The sequence below is a fragment of the Pseudomonas sp. Fl4BN1 genome, from assembly GCF_009908285.1.
In the GTDB taxonomy this organism is placed as follows: Bacteria; Pseudomonadota; Gammaproteobacteria; order Pseudomonadales; family Pseudomonadaceae; genus Aquipseudomonas.
In genome coordinates, this window is sequence record NZ_JAAARM010000022.1 from 59,608 (window position 1) to 78,653 (window position 19,046).

The following is a 19,046-nucleotide window of genomic DNA, read 5'->3' on the forward strand; positions in this document are numbered from 1 at the left end:
TTGGGGGGCTGCAACTTGCCACAAAGTGGCCCTGCAGTAAAAATACATACGCCTCGTATGTGAAAAATCATGCGAACATACGCAGCGTATGTCAACCCTTCATCGAGTGGAGATCCGAACCTCATGAGCAGCCGCCCACGCGCCGAAATGATCGAAGCAACCCGCGCCAAGTTGATTGCCAGCGCCCGCCAGGCATTTGCCCGACAGGGGTACGCCAAGGCATCGATGGACGAACTGACCGCCGAAGCCGGCCTGACCCGGGGCGCGCTGTATCACCATTTCGGTGACAAGCTGGGGTTATTGGCGGCCGTGGTGCAACAGATCGATACCGAGATGGATCAGCGCCTGGAGGCGATTTCCAGCCAGGTTGACGATCCATGGGAAGCGTTCTGCCAACGTTGTCAGGCCTACCTGCAGATGGCCCTGGAACCGGAAATCCAGCGCATCGTGTTGCAGGATGCACGGGCGCTACTGAGTGATACCAGCCAGGCGAGCGAGGAGCAGTGCATCGACACCCTTGGCGCCCTCCTGAGCCAGCTGATCCAGGCCCAAGTGATCGAACCGGTCGCGCCACGGGCCATGGCGCGCCTGATCAACGGCGCCCTGGTGGAGGCCGCCCTGTGGATTGCCAATGCACCGCAACCGGCACAGAAACTTGAAGAGAGCCTGGTCGGCTTGCAACTGCTCCTGCGCGGTTTACGCCGTAACGACGCTCCACACGCCAGGGCCAACCACTGAAATACCCCCTGCCTCAACGTGAAAACTCCATGGACCGCTTTGCCAGGCGCGCTCCCCAACCGGCAGCCACCTGTTTTTCACTCGATGGTTCAAGACTTCAGGTGGGCGACATTCTGCTCAGCCGCAACGCTGCCCGGCACAGCCTGCTCCAGTCCGCCACCGGCTCCGGCTACAGCCACGCGGCGCTGTTGGTGGATGATGGCGGGGGCTGATCGAGGCCATCAAGACCGGGGCAGACCATTGATGAGGACCGGCTCTTCTGTTCGCAGCTGATCGTCTCCAATTTCGCCCAGTGCGTTCTGCCCCTGAGTGAGCAAGCCGCCTAGCTGATCACCCCGGGGATCTTGACCGCTGCAACCTGCTGGTCGAGGTCACCGACTCGGTGATCATTCACAGCCAGTTCGCCGAACTACTATCGGTGCATTTTATCGAACAGCGCCAGGAACAGGACCTGAGCAACCATTTCCACCAGATGAACATGCACATCGCCGGCCTGACCAACCAGGCCTGTGCTTTTAGCAGGCCGCTGAAGCTGCGCTCGCCGATGGACACCTGCGTTGCTCTGAAAGGCTGAACACGCGCCCTGATAAAGGAACGCCCCATGCAGCTATCCTTCGCCCAACAAGTGGCGCTGATCAGCGCCGCGAGCTTTCTCGACCGGCGCTTGAGCGGCGACAAGAGTGTCTGGCAACCTTGAGCGCCGCCGGCCCCCGTTGCGGCCTGAAATGGAATTCCCGCCATGCCCGACTCGCCAATTATCGCGGTGATGATTCACGCCTCCGACTGGCGCGCCGCCACCGACTGGTACGCCCAAGCGTTCCCCCAGGCGCGGCGCATCGTCCACGCGCCCGATGACTTCGGCCATCTGCAGATCGACGGCATCGCCATCGAGATCGTCGCGGCCGATGCCAAGGTCGGCCAGGGCCCGGCAGGCTCGGTGGTGTATTGGCGGGTAACCGACCTGCCGGCGCAGTTGCAGCGCCTGACGGCCCTAGGAGGGCGCCTCTACCGTGGACCGATGGCTATTGGCGACGGCGAGTTGATCTGCCAGGTGCAGGATCCGTGGGGCAACTGCATCGGTCTGCGCCAACCGGCAACGCTCGCTTGAAGTAGATTTCCCCGGCAAACTGGCGCGCGTTTCGCTCTGCGGTCAAAGCTGTCGTTACCAGGAGAACACCATGCAGCAGGTCTTGCTGATCATTGATGTGCAACCGTGCTTCAACCCGCCGCAATGGCTGGTGGAGGGCATCAACCGACTGCTCGGGCGCATGCCCTCAGTGGCCACCGTGGAGCGCCACGACGAAAGCCGCACGCCGTTCGCCCGCCAACTGGGCTGGCAACCGGCGGCAGACGATCACAGCCTGGTGGCCGCCGAACAAGTCTTTATCAAGCACGGCTATGGACCGACGCCGGAGATCCTCGACTACCTGAAAAGCCTGAGTCCAGAGCGAGTACTGGTGTGCGGCATCCAGACCGACACCTGCGTCCTGGCGGCAGGTTTTGCCCTGTTCGATGCCGGCTTGCAGCCGACCCTGATCACCGACCTGACCGTGGGTTCGTCCCTGGATCGCAGCGGCCAGTTGGGGGTCGATCTGTGGCGCCATCATTTCAAGCACCTGACCACCACTGACGAGTTGCTGCGCTAGCGCCCCTGCCGGCTTGCGGGCACATGCACGCTGCCACGGCCGAGAACCAAAGATAGAATCTTGACGCTGAAGAGCCGATCGCACACAGGAAAAATCATGGGAATGGATCTGCATCTTGAAGCCGACAGGCACCTGGACAGCGCACTTCTCAGGCAAGCCATCGAACACTGCAACGGCACCCTGGAAGCGGATCCAGCCAATGGCATCGAGGCACGCTTCCCTTCGGGGATGACCCTAAGTTGCAAAGACAGCTCCGGGGACAACCAAATCTACGCTGAGGACCGTAAAGGCTGCAGCTTCGCCGTGGGCCTGCGCTGCTACCTGAGAATCAAGGGGCCGGAGCCTGACGGGCACTCTTCGCTGGATGAAATCCAGCGGTTGCTGAGCCAGATCGCCGACACTTGCGAGGCGCGATTCATCCTCTCTTTCCAGTACGAGAGCACCCTCTACTGGCGTGATGCTCAAGGTCTGCAGCAAGCCTGAGCATCGGTTTTCATCCCCTGCCGGTGGCGCCCCGGCCAAGACTCGCGCCCTCAATCCCGTGCGGGGTTTCGCCGCCGACGATCACTACCGCCCGGTGTTCAGCCATCAGCGAGGTGTTCTATGTCGATCAGGATACCCAGTACGATTCGCTGCCCCCTGGCGGCGAGTTGCAGCGAGGGTTTCTCGGTCCGATCCGCCCCTGGCCGCACGCGGCTATCGGGTGATCGTGCCCTATCTGCACGGCTACGGGCCGACGTGTTTTGTCCGCGAGCAGGTCATGCGCTCCGGGCAGCAGGCGGCCCTGGTCCAGGACCGGCTGGAGATGCTGCAAGACGGCTGAGGCCGCCCACAAACCGAGCAACAAGCGCACTGTAAGCAGGGAAAAATCGGTACACTTCGCGGCCTCGACCCCCCACAGGACATGGAATGTTATCTGCCGCCCCTTCTTCCCGGCCCGGCCTGCGCCGAGCCCTGGTGCTCTGGCTGTACGCCGCCGGCGTCGGCCATTTGCTGGCCGGCCTGCTGCTGGCCTGGGCCGGCCACAGCGCACTGTTCAACGACTACCTCAGCAGCATCGAACAGGCCTTCTGGGGCGCCGCCGCGCCTGCCCCGGCCCGGGCCCAGCAGATCTGGTGGCTGGGTTTGTTCGGCGCCACGCTGCAAAGCTACGCCTTGTATCTGCTGGCCCTGGTGCACCTGGGCGACCGCCTGCGCAGCCCGGCAGCCTGGGCCTGGCTGATGGCCGGCATCCTGCTGTGGGCTCCCCAGGACATGTGGCTGTCCTGGCAGATGCACATGACCGCCCACCTGTGGGTCGACAGTTTCGCCCTGCTGGTCTTGCTGCCGCCCTTGCTGTGGCTGTACCGCAACGACCGCCGTACTTCTCGCCTTCCCTCGTAAAAGGACTTCACCATCGTGGCTGATTTGCCAATCCTGCAGTGGGCTATCGCCCTGTTGCTCGCCCAGGGCGTGCTCGGCGCCCTGGATACCATCTACCATCACGAACTCACCGTGGCCCTGCCGCAACGCCACAGCGCCCGCAAGGAACTGAGCATCCATGCCCTGCGCTCGTGCTTCTACGGGGTGCTGTTCATGGGCATCGCCCACCTGGCGTTCCAGGGCATCTGGGCCCTGGTGATCGCCGTGCTGTTCGCCCTGGAAATCGGCCTGACCCTGTGGGACTTCGTGGTCGAGGATCGCAGCCGCAAGCTGCCGGCCATCGAACGCATCATGCACACCGTGCTGGCGATCAACGCCGGGGCATTCTTCGCCCTGTACGGCTTGCAGTTGCTGGAATGGTCACGCCTGCCCAGCGCCTTGAGCCCGCTTGACCTGGGCTGGCAAGGCTGGGCGCTGAGCCTGTTCGCCGTCGGCGTCACGGCTTCGGGGATTCGCGACGGCCTGGCCGCCCTGCGCCTGCAACGCCAGGGCCAGGGCGCCAATCCCTTTACCGGTGGCAGCGGCAAGCGGGTGCTGGTCACCGGCGGCACCGGCTTCATCGGTGAAACCCTGGTCAACCAACTGCTGGATGCCGGGCACACCGTCAGCGTGCTGGCCCGCGACCCATTGCGCGCCGCCTACCTGTTCGATGGGCGCGCGCGCTGCCTGCGCAGCCTGAGCAAGCTCGGCCACGGCGAGGTCTTCGACGTGATCATCAACCTGGCCGGTGCGCCGGTGGCCGGACCGCGCTGGTCGGCCAAGCGCCAGGCGCAACTGCTGGCCAGCCGGGTGGGGACCACCGAGGCCCTGCTCAATTGGCTGCAACACGCCCAGCACAAGCCGGAACTGTGGATCCAAGCCTCGGCCATCGGCTTCTACGGCGTGCGCGACGCCAGCCAGACCCTGGATGAAAACGCCGAGCGCGGCGAAGGCTTCATGGCCGACCTGTGTGCCCGCTGGGAGTCCTCGGCGGAACCGGCGACCCGCTTCGGCGTGCGTCAGGTGGTCCTGCGCTTAGGCATCGTGTTCGGTCCCGGCGGCGCCCTGAAACCCTTGCTGATGCCCTTCCACTTCGGCTTTGGCGGGCGTATGGGCGACGGCCGGCAGATCATGAGCTGGGTGCATCGCGACGATGTGCTGCAAGTGATCGCCCGGGCCATGAACGACTCGTCCCTGGCCGGCACGTACAACATGGTGGCGCCGGAAGCGGTGAGCCAGGGCACCTTTGCCAAGACCGCCGGCAAGGTGCTCAAGCGCCCGGTGTGGCTGCATGTGCCGGCCGCCCCGGTGCGCGCCCTGGCGGGGGAAATGGCCGAGCTGTTCTTCGACGGCCAGCACGTGGTGCCGGCGCGCCTGCTGCAATCTGGCTACCGCTTCCGCTACCCGACCCTGGACGCCGCCCTGCGCGACCTGACCTGAGGATTGTCGATGAGCAAGCCCCTGTTGTACCTGCTGGCGGGCAATGGCAGCGCCGCCGACTGGTGGGACGACGCCGTGTTGCATTTCCACCGCTACCAGGTGCAAGCCCTGGAGCTGCCGGGGTTTGGCGACAATCCGCAAGCGCCCTGCAACGATCTGGGCGAATACGCCGAAGCACTGCTGGGCATGACCAAACCGGGCAACGCGATCGTCGCGGTAGGGGTCAGCGCGTTGCTCGTGCTGCACGCCTTGCAACGCCGCCCCGGGCATTTCTCGCGCAGTGTATTGCTGGCGCCGGTGGGGGCCTTTCTCTGGCAGCGGCGCTTGCCGGCGCTGATGTCGCCGCTGCCGGCGCGCCTGTTGATCCATGGCTTGCTCAGCCATAAGCCGAAGTGGTTCGCGCACAAGTTTTCCCGTCAGCGCTGGACCCAGGAACACTACCAGCGCATGGGCTCGGGTTATGCCCGCTGCCGGGCGTTCGTGCCTTTGTGGGATCAACTGCGGGCCGACACCGCGCTGCCGCTGCTGGAGTGGATCAAGGACCCGGTGGAACTGGTCTGGGGTGATCAGGACCGGATGCTGGGGATTGCCCAGGCCGCCGCCTGGTCGGCGATCCTCGCTCGCGCCGACCTGAAGATCAGCCTCAAGCCGGGCTGGGGCCATTACCCGTGGATCGATGAGCCCGGCGAATTCGTTGCCTGGCTGGAGTCCGCTGCAAGCGGTTTTGTCGCCCACACCAAGGGCGGGCGCCTGCGCCTGGCCGAGCTGGCGGGCCAGCCGGTGCCCAGTGCCCTGTCCCTGGACAGCGCCAGCGACTCGCGCCTGCCGGCCTTGCTCGGCAGCCAGCCGCACGCCTTGTGGGCCGTGCGCTCGTCGAGCTACGGCGAAGACCAGGCCGACTCGGCCAATGCCGGCTTGAGCACCACCTATCTGCGGGTCGCCAGCGTTGATGTCGCGGCGCGGATCACTGAACTGCGGGACGCCGGGGTCGAGGAAGTGGTGGTGCAGCGCTTCATCCAGCCGAGCCTGTCGGGGATCGCTTTCGTACGTCATCTGGCAGTCGAGCTGGAGTGGGTCGAAGGCCATCTGGAAAGCCTCGCCGACGGTCAGGTCAGCCCGCAGCGGGCAGTGCTTTCGCGCCTCGGTGCAGCCTGGCAAAGCGGTACGTTCGCCACCACCCAGGGCTTGAGCGCCAGTGCCTTGTGGGACTTCCTGCAAGGGGTGCTGAAGGTCTTCCATTACGTCCCCGGGGACATCGAATGGGCCTGGGACGGCCAGCAATTGTGGCTGCTGCAATACCGCCCCATCAGCGACTACGGCTGGCGCCGGCACCTGACCGCAGCCAACATCGCCGAGATCCTGCCGCCGCAGCCCAGCCGCTTTGTCGAGTACGGCCAGCGCCGGGCGGCGGCGAGCATTCCGGCGATCATGGCACGCTGGGACGCCCGGGTGCTGCAGGACAACGAGCCGTTCACCGCGGTGTTCGACGGCGCCTCCTACATCAACAATGATCTGTTCCTGGCGCGCCTCGCCGACTGGGGCCTGCCCTCCTCCAGCTATGCCGGCGAAGTCGGCGGAGCGACCCCGGCACTGCCCTTGCGCCCACTGCGCCTGCTGCGTTCACTGCCGCGTTTCTTACGCATGCAGCACATCGCCCGGGGCCACCTGCTGACTCTGGAGCGCGGCCTGCGGCGCTTCGATGAGGAACTGGCGCAGTTGCACAACGCAGGCGCCGACGGCCAGCAACTGGCGGACTGGTTCAGCCGTTTCTACGTGTTCGTGGTCCAGGGCAACCTGTGCATCGCCACCGCCCTGGCCAGCAGCGGTGGCGCGTTGCTGGGGCGTCCGCCGACGGCCTACGACAACCTGGAAAACAGCCCCCATCGCCTGCCTTGGGAAACCGACCCCGGCACTCCGCGCCCGCACTGCGCGGACCTGCCATTGCAAGCCTTCCCCCGCTGGAGCCCGAGCATCGCCCTGGCCCACCGCCTGGGTTTGCCGGGCCTGCGTGGTTACTACCTGCAAGTGCGCGAGTGGTACCGGGACAACCTGATGCGGATTTTCTTTCGCCTGCACCATGCGCTGCCCGAGGCTGATCGCGATTACTGGTTCGCCCCCCATGAGCATGTGCGCAACCGTGGCGGCAGCTTCTGGCAGGACGGTCGCGAAGGCAGTGAACAGGCCAGCGGGTTCATGATTTATCCGGGGCAGGCCCAAGGCCGATTGGGGGTCGACATTCTGCTGGAGGACACCCTCGATCCTGGGCGCTACGCCCATTACCAGCAGGCCCGGGCGGTGATCGCCCGCATGGGCGGGCGCCTGTCACACGGCTCGACCCTGCTGCGCGAGTTGCGCAAGCCGTCGGCGGTTTTGCCCCAGGTGGACCCGGCCTGGCTCGGCCGTGAAGTGCGCTATGAGGATGGCCGACTGAGCCTGCTGGAAGAGTGAGCGCGGCCCGCGGGATCAGCCAGATTGCGGAGCCGTAGCGAAACGTTCGCGGTAGGCCTGCGGGGTTACGCCCAGGGCCCGCAGCACACTGCGGCGCAAGGTTTCCTCGCTGCCGAAACCGCATTGCACGGCGATGCGCTTGATCGGCAAACCCGTGTCGGCCAACAGCCGTCGCGCGGTTTCCACGCGGATCAGTTCAATCGCCCGGGCCGGGGTCTGGCCGGTGTCAGCGCGATAATGACGGACGAAACTGCGCTCGCTCATGGCCGCCTGCTGGGCGAGCACCGGCACCGTCAGTGCATGGTTGAGGTGCTCGGCGATCCAGCTGTGCAGCGCATCGAAACGCCCGCCGCTGTTCTGCAGCGACAAGGTCACGCTGAACTGTGACTGGCCCCCCGGACGCTTGAGAAACACCACCAGTTGCCGGGCCACGTCCAGCGCCGCTTCACGACCCAGGTCAGCCTCCACCAGGGCCAGGGCCAGGTCGATGCCGGCGGTGACCCCGGCCGAAGTCCACACCGGGCCATCGTTGATGAAGATCGGATTGGCCTCCACTCGCAGCTGCGGATAGGCCTCAGCCAGTTGCTCGCAACGGGTCCAGTGGGTCGCCACCCGGCGCCCGTCCAGGCAACCGCTGGCCGCCAGCAGAAAAGCCCCGGTGCACACCGACGCCACGCGCCGCGAGGCCTTCGCCCGGGCGGCAATCCAGGCCACCAGCTCTGGGTCCTTGGCCGCTTTGTAGACCCCCCAGCCACCGGAGATGATCAAGGTGTCGCAGGCCTCCTCCGCTGCCGGCAGTGGATCGGCCAACAACGCCAACCCCGATGAGGTCAGCGTTGCCCCGCCCGGGCTGGCAATCACCCGCGGCTGGTAGGGCAAGGGCAGGCCCAGGCCGCGGGCCCGATCATTGGCCGAGGCGAACACCTGCAGCGGCCCGGTGACATCGAGCAACTGGGCATTGGCAAAGGCCAGGACAAACAGGTTTTTTGCAGTGCCGGGCATGATTGGCGTAAACCGAGGGCAGGTTGGCGTATGCGCCAAATCCTAGAACGCTAGAGTCAAGCCGTCCACCTCATCGACACAAGGAACAGGCAATGGCACTGCAGATCGGTTTTCTATTGTTTCCCGAGGTTCAGCAACTGGACCTGACCGGCCCCCACGATGTGCTGGCCGCGTTGCCGGAGGTGCAAGTGCACCTGGTGTGGAAGGACCTTGCGCCCATCCGCGCCAGCTCCGGCCTGATCCTGCAACCCACCACCACCTTCGATGACTGCCCGCCCCTGGAGGTGATCTGCATCCCCGGCGGTGCCGGGGTCGGGGCGCTGATGGAGGACCCACAGACCCTGGACTTCATCCGCCAGCATGCGGCCCAGGCGCGCTATGTGACCTCGGTCTGCACCGGTGCCCTGGTGCTCGGCGCCGCCGGCCTGCTGCAGGGCAAGCGCGCCACCACGCACTGGGCCTATCACGAGTTGCTCGGGCTGCTGGGAGCCATGCCGGTGCGTGAGCGTGTGGTGCGTGACGGCAATCTGCTGACGGGCGGCGGTATCACCGCGGGGATCGACTTCGCCCTGACCCTGGCCGGCGAACTGTTCGACAGCGCCAGCGCGCAGCGCGTGCAACTGCAACTGGAGTACGCCCCGGCGCCACCGTTCAACGCCGGCAGCCCCGACACCGCGCCCGCCAGCGTGGTCCAGCAAGTCCGGGCGAGCAGCGCGCAGTCACTGCAAAAACGCCGAGAGATTACCTTGCGTGCAGCGCAGCGCCTGCAACAGACCTGACAAGACGAGCACCGCCGTCCGGCTCAATGGGACGGCGGGTCGTCCGGGGTGGGTTGCTCTGCAGCAACGCTGGCCTGTGGATAACGCCAACGCCGCCATATCGAGTTGATTTTCCGCCCTATCATCCACAGCGCGCCCAGCACGTTGAGCAGGACAAAGGCCGCGACCAAAAAGCCCAAGGTCTCCACCAGGCCCGGGCAGTTGGGGCCCTGGCAGGAGGAGTGGCCGCCCAGTCCCCATGCAGGGAACGACGCCATGCCCAGCACCACGGACCATAAGCTGGCTGGCCGACTCAATGACTTCGCCTTGGCCCTGCTGGTCCGCAGCAAGCATGGAACGGCGCCGAAGGTTGCGGCAGAGGAAAAACGGGTCTCGTCCATGATCTAGAGCCTGAAAAAAAGTCGGCCATTGCACCACAATGGCCGCCTCTTGCCCACACCGATCAGGCCCGAGCCACCTCGCCGTGACGGTTGTTCGCCAGCAATTGAGTAATCGCCCCGTCGCCATAAGCCCGCTCGACCTTGGAAATCACCACCTGGTAACCGGCGTACCAGCGCTGGTATTGGCGCTTGGCCTCAAGGTGCGCCGGGTGCCGGGCAAACGCCTGGATCGACGCCTCGTCCTCCCAGTAGTAGCTGGCGTTGATCAACTGCTGATCGGCCGAGGTCCAGGATTGCGTGCCGACAAAGCCTGGCAGGCTGATCGCGATTTCATCGATGATCGCGCTCAGACGGTGGAACTCTTCGTCGCGCTGGCCCGGTTTATAGATAAAGGCGGCGATGTACATGCTCGAACTCCGTTGGGGTAAGGATTCAGACCGGCTGGGTCAATAACACCAGGCGCAAGGCCAGCAACAGCAATACCGCCGCCAACAGCCAGGATTGCAGCCGGGCAAAGCGAGAGGTGGTGGATAAGCCACGGCTCAGGGCTGCACCGAACACCCCGAGGGTGGTGTGGAAGATGCCGCTGACCAGGGTCAGCACCAGCCCCAGCAGAATCAATTGCAGGGCGATGCTGCCGTGCGCGGGCTGGACGAACTGCGGCAGGAACACCATGAAGAACAGCAGCGCCTTGGGATTCAGCAAGCTGTTGCACAGGGCCCGCACGAATACCGTGGCCAGCGGCACCCGCGCGGTCTCGGCGAGGCTCGGGCCTGCCCCAGTGCGCAGGGCTTTCCACGCCAGCCATAGCAGATAGACAACCCCGGCGTAGCGGATCAGCTCGAAGGACAGCGGCCAGCCGGCGACCAGCGCGGTGACACCGGTGGCGGTCAGCAGGGTCAGGCAGATGTCCGCCACGCCGATGCCTAACCCCGAGGCCACGCCGCCGCGCCAGCCATAGGCCACGCCGTGGCTGATGACGAACGCCATGTTCGGCCCCGGCGACAGCAACAACAGCAGTACCGCACCGATATAAATCGTCAGGGTGGCCAGGTCCAACATAGCGGCAGCGCTCCAGCAGGAAAGACGCTAGATTAGGGCGCTGACCTGATACAAACAAAAAAGTGTTCTAGATACACAGGGCTGCCCTCATGCGCCGGACTCGCTACAAGACCATCGTCGATCACTTCGCCCAACGCATCCGCGCCGGGCAGCTTGCGCCCGGCACGCAATTGCCCACGGTGCGGGCCCTGATGAGCCAGGAGCACGTGGCCCTGGCTACCGCTTTGCGGGTCTACCACGAACTGGAAGCCATCGGCCTGGTGGTGGGCGAAGCAGGCCGCGGGACCTTCGTGCGCGACACCAGCCTGCCCCGGGGCATGGGCCTGGAACAGCACCCCAGCAGTGCCTCCTCGGTGGACCTGGCGTTCAACTACCCGTCCCTGCCCGGCCAGGCAGAAAGCCTGCGCGAAGGCTTGCGTGCGATAGCCGCCTCCGGCGACCTCGATGCCCTGCTGCACTCCGCGCCTCAAGGCGGCCGCCCCCATGAGCGCCAGACCGCGGCCCGGCACCTGCGCAACCGCGAGGTCCGGGTCGGCGCCGAGCAGGTACTGATCGTCAACGGCGCCCAACAAGGCTTGGCGGTGAGCCTGCTGGCGCTGCTGCAACCGGGTGACATCCTGGCGGTGGATGCCCTCACCTACCCGGGGCTGAAAACCCTGGCCCAGGTCCATCGCCTGGACCTCGAACCACTGCCACAAAGCCATGGCCAGATGGACCTGGATGCGCTGCAGGCCCTGTGTCGTCGGCGCCCGGTGCGGGCGGTGTATTGCATGCCAACCCTGCACAACCCGCTGGGCACGGTGATGCCCCTGGGCGAACGCCAGCGCCTGGCGCAGTTGGCCCGTGATCACGACCTGTTGCTGATCGAAGACGGTGCCTACGCCTTTCTTGCCGAACCTGCACCCAAGCCACTGCAGACCTTGGCCCCGGAGCGCACCCTGTATATTTCCGGGTTGTCGAAAAGCGTCGCTTCCGGGCTGCGCCTGGGGTTTATCGTCGCGCCCCTGGAAATGATTCCGGCCCTGGAACGGGCGATTCGCGTGTCCACCTGGAGCACCCCGTCGCTGACCGTGACCCTGGGCTGTCGCTGGATCGAGTCGGGGCTGGTGGACAGCCTGGAGGAACAGAAACGCATCGATGCCCGGGCCCGTCAGGCGCTAGCGCGTCGGGTACTGCAAGGCTGCGAGTTCCTCGCCCACCCTTCGTCCTATTTTCTCTGGCTGAAACTGCCGGAAGGCCTGCGCGCCGACGAGGTGGTCGCGGCCCTGGAGCGCCAAGGGGTGACCGTCACCTCTGCCGAACCCTTTGCCACCACCGTGCATGTGCCCCAGGCCCTGCGGGTGGCCCTGGGCTCCATCAGCCTGACGCTGCTGCAGCAGGCCCTGGAGAAGGTGCGCAACGAAGTCACCCGCTGAGTGCCCTGGTGCAGGCGCCGGCTTGTCGGTGAAGGCCATCGTCCGCACCCTTTTGCCGACAGCGACACGCCGCCGGGCCGCGCCTGCAACAATGCCCTGCAGCGCCACCCGCCTGCGCAAACAGCAGACGAAAAAAAACCCGCCGAAGCGGGTTTTTTCCAAGACCATTATGACTTCCTGTCTGCAGCATCCGTGCTAATGGTCGACCTTCCTTGATCCTGAGCGCTTCCTGCGCTGCAGTTGTGGGAAAGAAGATTAAACACAAAGTCATCGGACAAAAAGACGCATTAGCTAGCACTGCGTGTAAGACATTCGCCATGCATCACTTCCGAAAACCCTGATCTCAGCTCTGCAGCGCTTGAACCGCCAAAGCCGCGAGCTTGAGCTGGTGATGAGCGCCGGGCGGGTGCTGGTCCTGGAGAAACCAGGCGGCGGACAAACCGCTGAAGGCCAGCACCCATTGCACCAAGCGTCGCGGTTGCAGATCGGCGGCCTTGGCAATGATCTGCACCTGCCGAGTGAAACGCGCCGGGTCGGTGGCACTGGGCAGTTGCGGGTTGCAGATCAGGTTGGCGAAATCAAAACCGCGCTCGCCTCGCACCCGCTTCGGGTCGATCACCTGCCAGCCGCGCTGGCCAAAGTCCAACAGGTTGTCGTGGTGCACATCACCGTGCAGCACCACTTCATCCTGCGGCGCGGCCAGCAATTGCTCCGCCACCGCCTGGCTCTCGAGGAACAGGCCGCCCTGCTGCCGCGCGGCCTCATGCAGATCCTTGAACCAATGATCCAGAGGCACCAGCGGTGGCAAGGGTTGCGGACGCGGAGCGTGCAGGCGCTCCAGGGTGGCGCAGACGATATGGCTGACCTCATCGTGCTGGCCAGCCAGAGCCATGCGCATCAACGAGCGCGGGCCCTGGGCACGCTCCATCAACAAAGCCCGATCCTCCTGGGCATAGACTCGCGCAGCACCCTCCCCGGCCCACCAGGCCATCAGCCGGTTGCCGGCCTGTTCATCCTCATTCAGGGCGATCTTCAACATCGCCGGCGCGCCATCTTCCAGGCGCACCGGCAACAAGCGACTGCCCGGCGTGACAATGGCATCGCCATCGGGCACCAGGCACCAACGTTGTACATAGGGTTCAAACATTCAAAGGCTCGTGAGAAGCGACGGCAAGCGGCAAGTTTCGAGCTACACGCTGGCGGCTTCAAGCTCTATCTGCCACTTGCCGCTTGTAGATTGGCGCTAGCCACTGACGCCCTCAGCGCAACTGCAAGTAGTTTTCTATATGGCTCATCTGCTCTTCCCAGCCCCGGCTGTTCATGCGAAAGGCCTTGAGCCGGCGCTCTGCGGGAACGCCATCGAACCCCGATTCGGTCACCCGCAGCAGGGTGCTGTCGCCGCGTTCCTCCAGTTCGAATCGCACCAGGGTCGTGGGCTCCGTCGAGTAGTCCTGTTGTGGATCAATGGCGTAGGGATGCCAGCTGAAGGAGAACAATTCGTCCACCAGCAATTGTTCGACCATGACGTCCCAGGTCAGGTGCTCATACCCGGGATAGGTAATGGCCCCGCGGACCCGCTGGCCAGGTGTGAAACGCTGGCCTTGCAGGGCCACCCCGAACCATTCGCCAAAGGCTTCGGCCTGGCTCAGCGCAGCCCAGACCTGAGCCCGGCTGGCCTTGAGCAGAATCTTTCTTTCGATGCGATCTGATGAGTTCATAGGACACCTCCAGTGATCAACACTAGACCGCCTGAGCGCTATCGCAACCGGCAAGTTGCACGATCGGCCAGGGCTCTGCGTCAAGCACCAGGGACGCCCGGGCGGACAGAAAAAAATGCTAATGTCGCCCGTCAATTCCTTCTCAAGGACGAGCCATGCCCCCAACCCTTTCCGATCGCTACCGTGGCAGCCTGCTGGGCCTGGCCTGTGGCGATGCCGTGGGCACCACGGCGGAATTCAAGCCGCGGGGCTCGTTCCCGGCGGTGACCGACATGCAGGGTGGCGGCCCCTTCAACCTGGCGCCGGGACAGTGGACCGACGATACCTCCATGGCCCTGTGCCTGGCTGAAAGCCTGTTGCGCAAGGACGGCTTCGACGCCGCCGACCAGATGGGCCGCTACCTCAACTGGTGGCAATGGGGCTACCTCAGCGCCACTGGCGAGTGCTTCGACATTGGCATGACCGTGCGCCAGGCCCTCAGCGATTTCCAGGAACATGGCCAGCCCTTTGCCGGCTCAAGCGACCCGCAGACCGCCGGCAACGGCTCGCTGATGCGCCTGGCACCGGTGGTGCTGTTTCACTACCCCGACCTGGCCCGGGTCCGCGAGTTTGCCGGCGCCAGCTCGCGCACCACCCATGGCGCGGCCGAAGCCGTGGAGTGCTGCCAGCTGTTCGCCGGGTTGATCGCCAAGGCCTTGAGCGGCGCGGATAAAACCCAACTGCAACAGCTCGCTGACCCGGGCTTTGGCGAAGCCAAGGTCATCGCCCTGGCCCAGGGCCGCTACCTGGACAAGACCCGCGAACAGATTCGTGGCAACGGCTATTGCGTCGACTCCCTGGAAGCCGCGTTGTGGTGCTTCCAGCACAGCGACAGCTACGCCGAGGCGGTGCTCGCCGCCGCCAACCTGGGCGACGACGCGGACACCACGGCCGCCATCGTCGGCCAGTTGGCCGGGGCCTTCTACGGGGTTCAAGGGATACCGCGGCACTGGCTGGCGAAACTGCACATGAGCGAGGAGATTCAAGCCATGGCCGACGACCTGCTGCTGGCCGCGCAACGCCACGGGCAACCCCGGCCACTGCACGGCAGTTGCCTGTGCAAGGCCGTGCAATATCGGGTCGCGCGCCTGGACATGCCCATCGGCCACTGTCACTGCCAGACCTGCCGCAAAGCCCACGCGGCAGCCTTCGCCTCCACCGCCGGGGTCATGCGCGAGCACTTCCAGTGGACCCAGGGCCAGGAGCGGCTGAGCACTTATGAATCATCACCCGGCAAGCTGCGGCACTTCTGCTCGGTCTGCGGTTCTCATCTGCTGGCGGAGCGGCCGGGGCAACCCCACGTGATCCTGCGGGTAGCCACCCTGGATGATGATCCGGGGCTGACCCCGCAGGTGCACATCTGGACCTCCCACGACGTGCCGTGGCTGGCCCACGATACCCTGGACAGCTGGCCCGAGTGGCCGCCAAGCCGCGGCTAGACTTGCCTCCCACGCTCATTGCCCAATAGCGAGACTTCCTATGCGTCCAATCCTGTTCCTGGCCCTTGCGCCGTTGCTGCTCGCCCCGCTGGCCCAGGCCGACGAGTGCGACAGCGCCAACACCCAGACCGACATGAACCAGTGCGCCGGCCGGCAGTTCCAGGCCGCGGACAAGGAGCTCAACAGCCTGTACCAGCAGATCAACCAACGCCTGCAAGACCAGCCGCAAACCAAGAAACTGCTGGTCAGCGCCCAGCGTGCCTGGGTGGCATTCAGGGATGCCGAGTGCAGTTTCTCTGCGTCAGGAGTGGAAGGCGGCAGTGTTTATCCACTGGTCTACAGCAACTGCACCACGGCCTTGACCAAGGCCCGGGTGGCATCGTTCAAGACTTACCTCAAGTGCCAGGAAGGCGACTTGAGCTGCCCGGTACCCGCCCAGTAGGAGCGGGCTCGCCCGCGAAAGCACCAGTAAGGCCCCCCTCAGCTTGCGCGGGCCTGTTCGCTGGCAAGCCGGCTCCTACAGCAGGAGCCGGTAGCTGCAGACAAGGTCAGCGCACGAAGATCTGCGCCGTGGTGATTGCCATGTCGCCGCCGGGCAAGGTGATCTTGCCGATCTGCTGCATGTTCTCGGCATCGAAGATCGCCACGTCGTTGAAGGTCCCCGCCAGGTAGATCTTGCTCCCCGCCTGGTTGAACGAAATGCAGTAGTAGGAGTGCTCCAGGGTCGCGGCCTGGATCAGCTTCTTCTGCTTGATGTCGTATTTGGCCAGGCGGTTGAGCACGCCGAACATCAGGTTCGGGTCCTTGGGCGAGCGCATGCCGCTGAAGTAGATTTCGGCCAATAGTCCGAAGTGGGTACTTTCTACCAGTTGCTCAGCGTTATGAGCAAAGCAAAGAACATAGACAGAGTAATGGCAAAATAGTAGCCTTCATTACCAATAATAAGTCACACACTTCTTCATTACTTCTAGAGCAACAAACAAAGTCCAAAGTCCAGAAACCACCAACACAAACCGCACACTTTAAAAGCAATCAAACTAAAGGAATAGAACATGTCCATAGAGTTTTTCTCTAACGCACCACGCCTTCCCGTTCGCGCAATGCAAATTTGGCAAATATTGGTTTCAAAATCTCATAACCGCCAGATAATGACTTACTCAAACCTTGCAGAGCTTTTGGGATACAACGGCTCAGGCACCTTGGGGAGACAACTCGGGCACATCATGTTTTTCTGTGAACAGAACTCTCTACCACCACTGACAGTCCTTGTAGTCAACTCAGAGTCAGGATTACCGGGCAGCGGCTTTCAGCATGAGTCGGAGATTCCCGCACTGAGAGAGAGTGTTTACAGCTATAACTGGTTCAACCTGATACCTCCATCCGAAGCAGACTATACAAAAGCATGGAGCGATGCCCCTAACAATACATGGCGCAATCTATAAACTCAAAAATACCGTAAAGCGAGCTCAAGATGAAATACTACAAACTCTCACAGACTGCAGATGAATTTATAGAGCTTTCAGTTCGGAGCTTTGAACAAGACACGAAAGAAAGTCATCCCTACTATCAAACAATAGGCGATAAGAAACGCTATTTTGCATACTGCCCTGGCTGCAGTAACCCAATCACAATTATCAATCTCTACAATGATGGCAAGACAGAGAAAAATGGCTCGGCCATGCCCCTCCATGGCCGACACTACCAACACTCGATTAAAGATTTTGGTCTATATGATGAAGCAAGCTACCTCTCATGCCCTTTTTCAAAACCACTTTCCTTTTCTGGCAATGCTAAAAGAGGCTCTGGGAAAGATTCAGATTACCTAAAAGAAATAATACTCGAACACAGCGAAACTCTATACAGCTTCGCCACGAGCATTTGCGGAATAAAACTCTCAGAAAACCTATTCACCAAAATGCTCAAAAACTTCAAACAGGCGGAAGGAATATATTATCGCCATATAAACAAATTCAACTTACCTTATGCCTTTCTACACATGGCTCACAGCACCAACATAAGCTATCAGTTCATTGGAAACACCGAAATTGTAGAAAAAATACAAAACACAAGCCTTTTTTTCACCGCAAAAACCGGACAAATAATAGCAAAAGAAAAACTACAAGATCGACCATCAATCAGCATGTACTTTACTGACCACAAATTCACTACAGATGAGAACGACGAGCCTGTTCATAGTTTCAAACAGATCATCATGGAAAAAGATAAAAGCACAGAACACACCATTCTCGAAAGAAAAATAACTTTTGATAATTATTTCTTCTACAGAGTAATCAACAAAAATAATCGCCTTCGTCAGATCAGTAGAAATATTTTCGACTGCTGAAACCTCACCTCATGAAGTTTTTTGCCAAAAGCTACTTACTCTAATAAGTAGCTCTTGCATTTGGTCAACGAATGAAGATCTGCGTCGTGGTGGCCGCCATGTCGCCACCGGGCAAGGTGATCTTGCCCACCTGCGCCAGGCTCTCGGCGTCGAAGATCGCCACGTCGTTGAAGGTCCCCGTCAGGTAGATCTTGCTCCCGGCCTTGTTGAACGACAGGCAGTAGTAGGAGTGTTCCAGGGTCGCGGCCTGGAGCAGTTTCTTCTGCTTGATGTCGTACTTGGCCAGGCGGTTGAGCACGCCGTACATCAGGTTCGGGTCCGTGGGCGAGCGCATGCCGCTGAAGTAGATCTCGGTCAAGGGGCCGAAGTCGGTGGTTTCCGTCTTGCCGGTCTTCAAGTCAATGCTGAACAGCCCGTACAGCGGCTCGGCGGTCGCCGGGTCCTGCTGCTTGTCCTTGAATTTCGCCGCGGTGTAGAGCAGCGAGAAATCGTGGCGGTAGGTCTGCTGGTTCCAGATGTAGAGCACGTCCGGAGCGCTGTAGTTCGGACGTTTCCAGTGCCGGCTGGGGATCAGCACCTCGAACTTGCCGGTCTTCACGTCAACCTTGTACAGGTCCGGTCCGGCCACATACAGGGTGCCGTCGTCGCCGCTCTGCATGATGGTCAGTTGCCGTGGTGCGGGGAAGCTGCGCACAGGCTTGGCGTCGAGCCCGGCATCGGTGGCGTAGACATCCAGCCGCGGCTCCTTGACCTCGTAGCGATCATTGAGCAGCACGGTCGGGTTGGCCACGGTGTACAACTCCTTGCCGTCGTGGCTGACGGTGAAGGCGAACATCGAGCGCGCCTTCTCTCCCGGCTGCTGGGTGATGCTGGCGTGGAACACCTGCTTGCAGCTGTCCAGCTCGACGCCGTAGACATCCGCATAGTGGTTGTTCAGCACGTAGGCAATCTTGCGGTCCGGCGACAGCTGCACGGTGCCGGGGCCAAAGGCGTCGGGCATCTTGCAGGTCTTGTAGAGGCTGTCGGTGGCCAGGTCGAGGACGTGCAGGTTGTTCGGATAATTGGTGGTCACCATGTATTCATGACCACTGTTCAGGGCCAGGGCCTCATCGGCCAGGGCGGTGAAAGAACAGGCGCTGAGAACCGCGCCGGCGGCCAGGCCGCACACTGTGATAGCTCGCATGCTGTAATCCTT

22 protein-coding genes and 3 pseudogenes are annotated in these 19,046 nt (G+C 62.8%); 17 read left to right on the top strand and 8 right to left on the bottom strand.

What is annotated here, in order from left to right; all coding sequences use genetic code 11:
• Positions 1 to 123 precede the first annotated feature (123 nt).
• The 9 genes and pseudogenes from GV818_RS22595 to GV818_RS22635 all read left to right on the top strand — a co-directional run bounded on the left by GV818_RS22595 (position 124) and on the right by GV818_RS22635 (position 7,673).
• Positions 124 to 738, top strand: a complete 615-nt coding sequence (locus GV818_RS22595; RefSeq protein WP_161777572.1) for a TetR/AcrR family transcriptional regulator — start codon at positions 124 to 126, stop codon at positions 736 to 738.
• A 382-nt stretch (positions 739 to 1,120) separates the two neighbouring features.
• A complete protein-coding gene (locus GV818_RS22600; protein WP_161777574.1) occupies positions 1,121 to 1,312 on the top strand; it encodes a hypothetical protein in 192 nt (63 codons plus the stop codon).
• Positions 1,313 to 1,477: 165 nt separating this feature from the next.
• Positions 1,478 to 1,846, top strand: a complete 369-nt coding sequence (locus GV818_RS22605) for a VOC family protein (RefSeq protein WP_161759031.1) — start codon at positions 1,478 to 1,480, stop codon at positions 1,844 to 1,846.
• A 70-nt stretch (positions 1,847 to 1,916) separates the two neighbouring features.
• Entirely contained in the window at positions 1,917 to 2,384 is a 468-nt protein-coding gene (locus tag GV818_RS22610) for a cysteine hydrolase family protein (protein WP_161759032.1), read from the top strand.
• A 102-nt stretch (positions 2,385 to 2,486) separates the two neighbouring features.
• Positions 2,487 to 2,867, top strand: coding sequence for a hypothetical protein (locus GV818_RS22615; protein ID WP_161759033.1), 381 nt, complete (start codon positions 2,487 to 2,489; stop codon positions 2,865 to 2,867).
• A gap of 193 nt (positions 2,868 to 3,060) precedes the next feature.
• A pseudogene (locus GV818_RS22620) lies at positions 3,061 to 3,195 on the top strand (alpha/beta hydrolase); the annotation flags it as partial.
• Positions 3,196 to 3,293: 98 nt separating this feature from the next.
• A complete protein-coding gene (locus GV818_RS22625) occupies positions 3,294 to 3,767 on the top strand; it encodes a hypothetical protein (protein WP_161759034.1) in 474 nt (157 codons plus the stop codon).
• A 15-nt stretch (positions 3,768 to 3,782) separates the two neighbouring features.
• On the top strand, positions 3,783 to 5,225 hold the full coding sequence (locus GV818_RS22630) for a TIGR01777 family oxidoreductase (RefSeq protein ID WP_161777575.1): 1,443 nt from the start codon (positions 3,783 to 3,785) through the stop codon (positions 5,223 to 5,225).
• A gap of 9 nt (positions 5,226 to 5,234) precedes the next feature.
• The gene (locus GV818_RS22635) at positions 5,235 to 7,673 is read left to right on the top strand and encodes an alpha/beta hydrolase (protein ID WP_161759036.1); all 2,439 of its coding nucleotides are present in this window, start codon (positions 5,235 to 5,237) and stop codon (positions 7,671 to 7,673) included.
• 15 nt (positions 7,674 to 7,688) lie between these two features.
• Here GV818_RS22635 and GV818_RS22640 read toward each other — a convergent pair whose 3' ends face one another.
• Complete coding sequence (locus GV818_RS22640) at positions 7,689 to 8,675, bottom strand: GlxA family transcriptional regulator (protein WP_161777576.1); 987 nt, start codon at positions 8,673 to 8,675, stop codon at positions 7,689 to 7,691.
• Positions 8,676 to 8,767: 92 nt separating this feature from the next.
• Here GV818_RS22640 and inhA point away from each other — a divergent pair, with 92 nt between their 5' ends.
• Positions 8,768 to 9,454 (top strand): isonitrile hydratase, encoded by a 687-nt coding sequence (gene inhA, locus GV818_RS22645; RefSeq protein WP_161777577.1) that lies wholly within the window; start codon positions 8,768 to 8,770, stop codon positions 9,452 to 9,454.
• A 23-nt stretch (positions 9,455 to 9,477) separates the two neighbouring features.
• Here inhA and GV818_RS22650 read toward each other — a convergent pair whose 3' ends face one another.
• A complete protein-coding gene (locus GV818_RS22650) occupies positions 9,478 to 9,711 on the bottom strand; it encodes a hypothetical protein (protein WP_161777578.1) in 234 nt (77 codons plus the stop codon).
• Here GV818_RS22650 and GV818_RS34530 point away from each other — a divergent pair.
• Positions 9,710 to 9,841, top strand: a complete 132-nt coding sequence (locus GV818_RS34530; protein ID WP_256679513.1) for a hypothetical protein — start codon at positions 9,710 to 9,712, stop codon at positions 9,839 to 9,841. The two genes, GV818_RS22650 and GV818_RS34530, sit on opposite strands and share 2 nt — an antisense overlap.
• Positions 9,842 to 9,896: 55 nt before the next feature.
• On the opposite strand, the gene GV818_RS22655 is transcribed toward GV818_RS34530, so the two are convergent.
• Complete coding sequence (locus GV818_RS22655) at positions 9,897 to 10,241, bottom strand: antibiotic biosynthesis monooxygenase family protein (RefSeq protein WP_161759040.1); 345 nt, start codon at positions 10,239 to 10,241, stop codon at positions 9,897 to 9,899.
• A gap of 25 nt (positions 10,242 to 10,266) precedes the next feature.
• Positions 10,267 to 10,896: a LysE family translocator gene (locus GV818_RS22660; protein WP_161777579.1), complete on the bottom strand. Its 630-nt coding sequence runs from the start codon at positions 10,894 to 10,896 to the stop codon at positions 10,267 to 10,269.
• 89 nt (positions 10,897 to 10,985) lie between these two features.
• Between GV818_RS22660 and GV818_RS22665 the strand changes: the two genes are divergently transcribed.
• Entirely contained in the window at positions 10,986 to 12,311 is a 1,326-nt protein-coding gene (locus GV818_RS22665; protein WP_161777580.1) for a PLP-dependent aminotransferase family protein, read from the top strand.
• A gap of 343 nt (positions 12,312 to 12,654) precedes the next feature.
• Here the strand turns inward: GV818_RS22665 and GV818_RS22670 are convergent, their stop codons facing one another.
• Positions 12,655 to 13,458: an aminoglycoside phosphotransferase family protein gene (locus GV818_RS22670; protein ID WP_161777581.1), complete on the bottom strand. Its 804-nt coding sequence runs from the start codon at positions 13,456 to 13,458 to the stop codon at positions 12,655 to 12,657.
• Positions 13,459 to 13,570: 112 nt separating this feature from the next.
• Positions 13,571 to 14,029, bottom strand: coding sequence for an SRPBCC family protein (locus GV818_RS22675; RefSeq protein ID WP_161777582.1), 459 nt, complete (start codon positions 14,027 to 14,029; stop codon positions 13,571 to 13,573).
• Between the two features lie 155 nt (positions 14,030 to 14,184).
• Between GV818_RS22675 and GV818_RS22680 the strand changes: the two are divergent.
• The 3 genes and pseudogenes from GV818_RS22680 to GV818_RS22685 all read left to right on the top strand — a co-directional run.
• Positions 14,185 to 15,006: pseudogene (locus GV818_RS22680) on the top strand (ADP-ribosylglycohydrolase family protein); the annotation flags it as partial.
• A gap of 51 nt (positions 15,007 to 15,057) precedes the next feature.
• On the top strand, positions 15,058 to 15,507 hold the full coding sequence (locus GV818_RS34535; protein WP_306108703.1) for a GFA family protein: 450 nt from the start codon (positions 15,058 to 15,060) through the stop codon (positions 15,505 to 15,507).
• Positions 15,508 to 15,547: 40 nt separating this feature from the next.
• Positions 15,548 to 15,949, top strand: a complete 402-nt coding sequence (locus tag GV818_RS22685) for a lysozyme inhibitor LprI family protein (protein WP_161759046.1) — start codon at positions 15,548 to 15,550, stop codon at positions 15,947 to 15,949.
• Between the two features lie 106 nt (positions 15,950 to 16,055).
• On the opposite strand, the pseudogene GV818_RS22690 reads toward GV818_RS22685, so the two are convergent.
• Positions 16,056 to 16,370 (bottom strand): annotated as a pseudogene (locus GV818_RS22690) (quinohemoprotein amine dehydrogenase subunit beta); the annotation flags it as partial.
• Positions 16,371 to 16,559: 189 nt separating this feature from the next.
• Between GV818_RS22690 and GV818_RS22695 the strand changes: the two are divergent.
• Together GV818_RS22695 and GV818_RS22700 are read left to right on the top strand one after the other, a co-directional pair.
• On the top strand, positions 16,560 to 16,949 hold the full coding sequence (locus GV818_RS22695; protein ID WP_161777584.1) for a hypothetical protein: 390 nt from the start codon (positions 16,560 to 16,562) through the stop codon (positions 16,947 to 16,949).
• 29 nt (positions 16,950 to 16,978) lie between these two features.
• The gene (locus GV818_RS22700) at positions 16,979 to 17,851 is read left to right on the top strand and encodes a hypothetical protein (RefSeq protein ID WP_161777585.1); all 873 of its coding nucleotides are present in this window, start codon (positions 16,979 to 16,981) and stop codon (positions 17,849 to 17,851) included.
• A gap of 64 nt (positions 17,852 to 17,915) precedes the next feature.
• Here GV818_RS22700 and peaD read toward each other — a convergent pair whose 3' ends face one another.
• Positions 17,916 to 19,034 carry a quinohemoprotein amine dehydrogenase subunit beta gene (peaD, locus tag GV818_RS22705; protein ID WP_161777586.1) on the bottom strand — a complete coding sequence of 373 codons (1,119 nt, stop codon included), beginning with the start codon at positions 19,032 to 19,034 and terminating at the stop codon, positions 17,916 to 17,918.
• Between the last annotated feature and the right edge of the window lie 12 nt (positions 19,035 to 19,046).

Coding starts and splice junctions, on each gene's coding strand:
- GV818_RS22595 (WP_161777572.1), top strand. CDS start 124: ATGAGCAGCCGCCCACGCGCCGAAATGATCGAAGCAACCCGCGCCAAG.
- GV818_RS22605 (WP_161759031.1), top strand. CDS start 1,478: ATGCCCGACTCGCCAATTATCGCGGTGATGATTCACGCCTCCGACTGG.
- GV818_RS22610 (WP_161759032.1), top strand. CDS start 1,917: ATGCAGCAGGTCTTGCTGATCATTGATGTGCAACCGTGCTTCAACCCG.
- GV818_RS22615 (WP_161759033.1), top strand. CDS start 2,487: ATGGATCTGCATCTTGAAGCCGACAGGCACCTGGACAGCGCACTTCTC.
- GV818_RS22625 (WP_161759034.1), top strand. CDS start 3,294: ATGTTATCTGCCGCCCCTTCTTCCCGGCCCGGCCTGCGCCGAGCCCTG.
- GV818_RS22635 (WP_161759036.1), top strand. CDS start 5,235: ATGAGCAAGCCCCTGTTGTACCTGCTGGCGGGCAATGGCAGCGCCGCC.
- GV818_RS22640 (WP_161777576.1), bottom strand. CDS start 8,675: ATGCCCGGCACTGCAAAAAACCTGTTTGTCCTGGCCTTTGCCAATGCC.
- inhA (WP_161777577.1), top strand. CDS start 8,768: ATGGCACTGCAGATCGGTTTTCTATTGTTTCCCGAGGTTCAGCAACTG.
- GV818_RS34530 (WP_256679513.1), top strand. CDS start 9,710: ATGCCCAGCACCACGGACCATAAGCTGGCTGGCCGACTCAATGACTTC.
- GV818_RS22650 (WP_161777578.1), bottom strand. CDS start 9,711: ATGGCGTCGTTCCCTGCATGGGGACTGGGCGGCCACTCCTCCTGCCAG.
- GV818_RS22655 (WP_161759040.1), bottom strand. CDS start 10,241: ATGTACATCGCCGCCTTTATCTATAAACCGGGCCAGCGCGACGAAGAG.
- GV818_RS22660 (WP_161777579.1), bottom strand. CDS start 10,896: ATGTTGGACCTGGCCACCCTGACGATTTATATCGGTGCGGTACTGCTG.
- GV818_RS22665 (WP_161777580.1), top strand. CDS start 10,986: ATGCGCCGGACTCGCTACAAGACCATCGTCGATCACTTCGCCCAACGC.
- GV818_RS22670 (WP_161777581.1), bottom strand. CDS start 13,458: ATGTTTGAACCCTATGTACAACGTTGGTGCCTGGTGCCCGATGGCGAT.
- GV818_RS22675 (WP_161777582.1), bottom strand. CDS start 14,029: ATGAACTCATCAGATCGCATCGAAAGAAAGATTCTGCTCAAGGCCAGC.
- GV818_RS34535 (WP_306108703.1), top strand. CDS start 15,058: ATGGCCGACGACCTGCTGCTGGCCGCGCAACGCCACGGGCAACCCCGG.
- GV818_RS22685 (WP_161759046.1), top strand. CDS start 15,548: ATGCGTCCAATCCTGTTCCTGGCCCTTGCGCCGTTGCTGCTCGCCCCG.
- GV818_RS22695 (WP_161777584.1), top strand. CDS start 16,560: ATGTCCATAGAGTTTTTCTCTAACGCACCACGCCTTCCCGTTCGCGCA.
- GV818_RS22700 (WP_161777585.1), top strand. CDS start 16,979: ATGAAATACTACAAACTCTCACAGACTGCAGATGAATTTATAGAGCTT.
- peaD (WP_161777586.1), bottom strand. CDS start 19,034: ATGCGAGCTATCACAGTGTGCGGCCTGGCCGCCGGCGCGGTTCTCAGC.